This is a genomic window from Cellulosimicrobium sp. I38E, assembly GCF_001647255.1.
In the GTDB taxonomy this organism is placed as follows: Bacteria; Actinomycetota; Actinomycetes; order Actinomycetales; family Cellulomonadaceae; genus Cellulosimicrobium; species Cellulosimicrobium cellulans_E.
In genome coordinates this window covers 1-5,931 of sequence record NZ_LUAZ01000085.1, presented here as the reverse complement: position 1 = coordinate 5,931, position 5,931 = coordinate 1, and the positions used below count along the sequence as shown (strand labels likewise).

Here is a 5,931-nt window from a genome sequence, read left to right as displayed (position 1 = left end):
GTACCCGCGGTCGCCCGCGCCGCGCCGCCCGCCCGGACCCGACGCGCCCGTGCGCGGGGCCGCGCGGAACGCGGCCAGCAGGTCCGGGTTGATGGGCGGGTTCACGCCCGGGTCCGTGGGGTCCACGTGCCCCGCGTACAGGTCGAGCAGGTCCGCGCCGAGCGCCCGGCCGCCGCCCGCGGGCGCGACCCCGGTCGCCGGGTTCGCCGACGCGACGAGCACGTGCTGCCACAGCGGCACGGGTCGGCGCTCGCTGACGACGACGGTCGTGTCGCCGCGCACCATCTCGAGCCAGTCGCCGAACTCCTCCGCGTTGGACACCGTCGCGGACAGGGATACGAGCTGGACGTCGTCGGGCAGGTGGATGATGACCTCCTCCCACACCGGCCCGCGGAACCGGTCGGCGAGGTAGTGCACCTCGTCCATGACGACGAACGCGAGGCCCTCCAGCGTGCGCGAGCCCGCGTACAGCATGTTGCGCAGCACCTCGGTCGTCATGACGACGACGGGCGCCTCCCCGTTGATCGTCGTGTCGCCGGTGAGCAGGCCCACCGAGTCCGCGCCGTAGCGGCGCACGAGGTCGCCGTACTTCTGGTTGGACAGCGCCTTGATCGGGGTGGTGTAGAACGCCTTGCGCCCGCCGGCGAGGGCGAGGTGGACCGCGAACTCGCCCACGACCGTCTTTCCGGCACCCGTGGGGGCCGCCACGAGGACGCCGCGCCCCTCCTCGAGCGCCTCGCACGCGCGCTCCTGGAAGTCGTCGAGCGGAAAGTCGAGGACCTGCCGGAACTCCGCGAGCCGGGTGCGGGACGCCGCCTGGCGGGCCCGGGACGCGGCGTAACGGGCGGCGGGCGATTCAGCGGCCGTCATGGTGCCAGCCTACGGTCCGGCGCCGACCTCGCCGGTCGGCGCACGAGGTGCGGCGCGGCGGGCCGTCGGGAGGCGACCGGCGCGCCGTCGGCGGAGGGTCAGGGGGCGGCGTGGCCGGCCGTGTCGTCCAGGACGTGCAACGCGCCGGGGACCACGTCGACCCGTAGCGGCAGGGGACCCAGGTGCTCCCCGTCGGCGAACGCGTGCGGCGGGGTCGCGCCCGCCTCGGTCGCCGCGACCGTCACCGACGTCGCACGCAGGGTCCCGACCCCGGGGTTCGCCAGGTGCCGCCCCGCGTACATGCCGGGGAAGATGCGCGTCGCGCCCCAGCGCCCGAACGGGCCCGCGACCACGACGTCGAGCAGGCCGTCGTCGAGCGCCGCGCCCGGCGCGATCCGGATGCCGCCGCCGATGCGCGGCCCGTTCGCGACCGACACGAGCGCGCCCGGCGACTCCCACACCACGGTCCGCCCGCCCTGCGCGCCGGGGGCGTCCGCGCTCGTCCCGAGGGCGGCGCCGTCGAGCAGGAGGGGCGCGCCGGCGAGCAGGTCGGGCAGCTCGTCGCCCGCGGGCACGCCGCGCAGCGTGACCCGGTACCCGTACGGGCGGTACCGCGTGATCTCCGTGAGGGCCGAGCGCGCGTACCGCGACCGCCCGCGCGGCCACGTGGCCGCGTTCGCGTGGGCGTTGACGGCCGCGTCGATCCCCGCGGACAGCACGCCCGCGTACCAGCGGGGCGCCACCAGGTGCTCGCCCGTGACGCGGGCGGCGTCGACCGCGCGCACGGACGGCAGCGCGCTCGCCGAGGACCCGGCGCTCGCGGCGGTGCCGAGAGCGGTGAGGACGGCGTCCACGCACCGGTCGGTGCGGGTCGTGGGCAGCCCGAGGCCGTGCGCGAAGTCGTTGCCCGTCCCGACCGCGACGATGCCGAGCGGGACGCCGGTCCCGGCGGTCGCGTTGACGCCGAGGTGCACCATGCCGTCCCCGCCGACGACGACGAGGGCGTCCACCCCGGGTCGGGCTCCCGCGCCGTCGCCGCTCGGGCCGCGCACGGCGGCGTCGGCCGACTCCTGGGCGAGGGGAAGGCTCGGGGCGCTGAGGTCGACGACGTCGTGCCCCGCCGCGCGCAGCGCCTCGGCGGTGCGCGCCCCCGCGGTGCGACCGCGGCCGCGCCCCGCCGTCGGGTTGACGACGAGCGCGACCGTGCTCATGCGCGCCCCCCGCGCCCGGCGGGGCGCGGCCGGGGCGTGGCGCTCACAGAGCCAGCCGTGCGGCGTCGCGCTTGTCGACGCGCCGGTCGTGGAGGTAGCTGATGCCGAGCGCGGCGAAGTAGAGCCCGCAGATGGGCAGCGCCACGAAGATCATCGTCAGCGCGTCGGGCGTCGGGGTCATGACGGCCGCGAACACGAACGCGACGAGCACCGCCCAGCGCCAGCCCTTGGCCATCGCGGACGCGCGCAGGAGGCCGGCGGCGTTGAGCGCGACGAGCACCACGGGCAGCACGAACGCGAGACCGAACGCCAGCACGAGGCGCATGACGAAGCTCAGGTAGCCCTGCGCGTCGGCAAGGTTGGTCGCGCCGTCGGGCACGAACCCGGCGAGGATGTCGACCGCGTGGGGCAGGACCCACCACGCGAGGTACGCGCCGCCGAGGAACAGCGGGACGGACCCGCCGAGGAACGCGAACGCGTACCGCTTCTCCCGGGTCGTCAGACCCGGGGTGATGAACGCCCACAGCTGGTACAGCCACCACGGGCACGTGACGATGACGCCGAGGAAGAGCGAGACCTTGACCTTCATGTCGAGCGCGGAGGCCAGGCCCGAGAAGTTCAGGCTGATGACCTTGCCCTGCTCCTCCGCCGCCTTGAGCAGCGGCGCCTGCAGCGCCTCGAGCAGCGGCTCGTAGAGGAACCATCCGACGATCGCGCCGACCACGAGGCCGCACGCGGCGAGGAAGAGACGCTTGCGCAGCTCCAGGAGGTGCTCTCGGAGCGGCATCCGCCCCTCGGGGTCACGGGAGGTACGTGACACCGACTATCCCTTCGAGGTGTCGCCCGGTTCGGGCGACGTGGTCCCTCCGGTCACGGTCGGCGCGGAGGTACCGGTCGACGGGGTCGTCGTGCCCGGGCCACCCGCCGCAGGCGGGGGGTTGTCGTCCTCGCGCAGGTCCTTGACCTCGCTCTTGAAGATCTTCAGCGACTGGCCGACGCTCTTGGCCAGGTCCGGGAGCCGGCGCGCGCCGAACAGGAGCAGGATGACGACGACCAGCACGATGATGTGCCAGGGCTTGAGCATGCCCATGGGCTAACTCCTCCTCGAGGCGAACGGCGCTACGCGAGCGAGTCTACGCGGTGAACCCTACGCGTTGAACCGGCGCCAGCGGGACCAGACCTGCTCGTCGCGCCGCCGCCGCAGCACGCGCCGCTCCGCGCGCTCGGCGCGCAGCAGGTCCACGCGCTCCTGGAGCACGACGGGGTCGTCGAACAGCGTCGGCGCGGTCGAGGGCTGCGCCTCCTCCAGGGCGCGCGACAGCTCGTCCGCCCGCGCGCTCAGGTCCGCCGCGACCTGCGAGGCGCGCGACAGCTCGCGCCCCAGACCCTTCACGGACCGCCACAGGCGTCGCGCGAGGAAGAACGCGCCGACGAGCGTGCCCACGACGAGCAGCGTCCAGACCCAGAACCACATGCCGCCCACCCTAGCCAGCGGTCCGCTCGTCGCCCGCCCCGCCGTCGGGCTCGCCCGGCAGGTGCGCGTACGCGGACAGGGCGGCGCTCGCGGCGTCGCGCACGTCGCGCGCGACCGACGCGGGTTCGACGGCGAGCACGTGCCGCGCCCGCTCGGTGAGGAGCTGGCGCAGCCACACCGGGTTGGTGACGCGCAGGCGCACCTCGAACGCGCCGTCGGGCAGGTTGCGCACGGACTCGACGGGGACCTGCTCGGCGACGGCGCGCGCGGGGCTGGCGAACGTGATCGTCGCGAGCGGGGCGTCGCCGGTGGGGGTGAAGTCGACGTCGGGGTCGACGTCGTGCCCCTCGACGGGCTGGTCCAGCTCGGTGGCGGCGAGGATGCGGTCGACGCGGAACGTGCGTCGACCCTGCGCGCGGTGGCACCACGCGAGCAGGTAGGCGTGCTCGTCCTGCGTGTGCAGGGACACAGGGTCGACCTCGCGCTCGGACTCCTCGTCGGCGGCCGTCACGTACCGGATGCGCAGCCGGTGTCCCGCGACGAGCGCGCTCGTGATCGCGGCGACCACGCGCGGGTCGCCCTCGGGGGCGAGCTGCACGTCGAGCGCCGCCGCCGCCTCACCGGTCGCGTCGGTGAGCTTGCGCAGCACCGACTCGACGACTCCCGCGCGCTCCGGGTCGGCCTGCACCGCCGCGGTCTCCCGCATCGCGCGCAGCGCCGCGATGAGCGCGACCGCCTCGCGCGTGCCGAGCCGCAGGGGCCGGGTCATGCCGCGCGCCTCGGTGAGCCGCACGACGCCGCGCTCGATCGAGTCGGCGTCGAAGTCGATGAGGTCGTCCGGCCAGTAGCCGGGCGTGCCGGACACCCACAGGGCGTCGACGTCGTCCAGGACCTGGCGCTCGCTGACGCCGAAGTGCCGGGCGAGCTCCCCCACCGGCACCGGGCCCGCCCCGTCCAGGTACGCGACGATGCCCAGCAGGCGCACCAGCCGGTCGTCCGCGCGCTCAGCCACGCCCCGTCACCTCCGTCGTCCCCTCGCCCGTGCCCGCGCCGGCGTCCTGCGCGGAGCCCAGCGCCGCCGCGTCCCGCAGCCGCCGCACGACCGCCGCGCGCAGGTCCGGCGGCCCGAGCACCAGCACCGCGTCCCCGTACCCGACGACCTCGTCCGCCAGCGCGTACCGCACGTCGTACGCCACCTCCAGCACGTCCCGGCCCGCGCCGTCGCCCGCCCGCGCGTCCGGCACCGACCCCACGACCGTGCCGCGCGCCCGCAACGCGCCCGCCCGCTCCGGCACGACCGCCAGGCGCGCGACCCCGCCCGCGTCGCGCGTGCCCAGCGCCGCGTCCACGTCCACGTCGACCGGCACCTCGAACGCGTCGCGCGGGCCCGTCGCCCGCACCCGGCCCTCGACCCGGCTCAGCCGGTAGGACCGCGGCGCCCCGCGGTCCAGGTCGAACCCGACCAGGTACCAGCCGCCGCGCCGCGCCGCGATCCGCCACGGCTGCGCGCGCCGCGCCCGCACCTCCCCCGTGCTCGCCGCCCGGTACGTGAACGACACCACGCGCCGCGCCGAGATCGCGTCCATAAGCGTCGCGTACGCGTCGCCCACCGGCCGCACCTGCGGCGCCAGGCCCGCCACGACGTCCATCGCGGTCTCCCCCGCGCCCGCCGCGCGCAGCTTCGTCAGCGCCCGCGAGATGTCCGTCCGCAGCGTCTTGTCCTGCCAGAACTGCGTCGCCAGCGCCAGCACCCCCAGCTCCGCCGGCGTCAGGTCCACCGCGGGCAGCGCGTACGCGTCCTGGTCGATCCGGTACCCCACCTCGTCCGCGTGCCCGCCCGCGTCCACCGTGACGATCGGGATCCCCAGGTCGCGCAGCGTGTCCTTGTCGCGCTCGAACATGCGTTCGAACGCGTCCGGCGAGGGCGCGTCGCCGTACCCCGCCACGCTGGTGCGGATCTGCTGCTTCGTCATCGACGCGTTCGTGTTCACCAGCGCGATCACCAGGTTCAGCAGACGCGCCGCCGGATTCGTCGGCGACGACCCCGACGACGAGGGCGCGGGATCGGGCGCGACGGAGGGGGGCGTGGGCTCGGACATCGGCACCACGCTAGTCGGTCGATAGGGTGTGCCGCGTGATCACGTGGCGGACCGCGACCGTGGTGTCGCACGCGAAGGCCTGGACCGGCGCCCAGGAGCTGCACGTGCGGCTCCACGACCCCCTCCCCGGGCGGGACGACGACCCCGACGCCACCGTGCGCGCCCTCGCCTACACCCAGCTCGTCGGCGCCCCCGACCCCGGCGACCACGTGCTCCTCAACGTCTCCGCCCTCGCGCGCGGCCTCGGCACCGGCGGGTACGCCCTCGTCGTCGGGCC

General features: G+C 75.8%; 8 protein-coding genes. 1 reads left to right on the top strand and 7 read right to left on the bottom strand.

Annotated features, from left to right (window positions below):
- From A0J59_RS20175 to A0J59_RS20145, 7 genes are all read right to left on the bottom strand, one after another.
- Positions 1-870 (bottom strand): DEAD/DEAH box helicase (locus A0J59_RS20175; RefSeq protein WP_156533211.1); only part of this gene is annotated, 870 nt, incomplete at its 3' end.
- A gap of 98 nt (positions 871-968) precedes the next feature.
- Positions 969-2,081, bottom strand: a complete 1,113-nt coding sequence (locus tag A0J59_RS20170) for a diacylglycerol kinase family protein (protein ID WP_064317263.1) — start codon at positions 2,079-2,081, stop codon at positions 969-971.
- A gap of 43 nt (positions 2,082-2,124) precedes the next feature.
- Entirely contained in the window at positions 2,125-2,868 is a 744-nt protein-coding gene (gene tatC, locus A0J59_RS20165) for a twin-arginine translocase subunit TatC (protein WP_053370848.1), read from the bottom strand.
- 36 nt (positions 2,869-2,904) lie between these two features.
- Positions 2,905-3,171, bottom strand: coding sequence for a Sec-independent protein translocase subunit TatA (gene tatA / locus A0J59_RS20160; RefSeq protein ID WP_053370847.1), 267 nt, complete (start codon positions 3,169-3,171; stop codon positions 2,905-2,907).
- A 57-nt stretch (positions 3,172-3,228) separates the two neighbouring features.
- The gene (locus A0J59_RS20155) at positions 3,229-3,555 is read right to left on the bottom strand and encodes a hypothetical protein (protein WP_047233370.1); all 327 of its coding nucleotides are present in this window, start codon (positions 3,553-3,555) and stop codon (positions 3,229-3,231) included.
- Positions 3,556-3,565: 10 nt separating this feature from the next.
- Complete coding sequence (locus A0J59_RS20150; protein ID WP_053370846.1) at positions 3,566-4,567, bottom strand: YafY family protein; 1,002 nt, start codon at positions 4,565-4,567, stop codon at positions 3,566-3,568.
- Positions 4,560-5,654 carry a YafY family protein gene (locus A0J59_RS20145; protein ID WP_082141286.1) on the bottom strand — a complete coding sequence of 365 codons (1,095 nt, stop codon included), beginning with the start codon at positions 5,652-5,654 and terminating at the stop codon, positions 4,560-4,562. The genes A0J59_RS20150 and A0J59_RS20145 overlap by 8 nt, the downstream gene beginning before the upstream one ends.
- A gap of 35 nt (positions 5,655-5,689) precedes the next feature.
- Here A0J59_RS20145 and A0J59_RS20140 point away from each other — a divergent pair.
- Positions 5,690-5,931, top strand: a 242-nt coding sequence (locus tag A0J59_RS20140) for a DUF3866 family protein (protein ID WP_156533210.1), incomplete at its 3' end; no start/stop codon positions are given.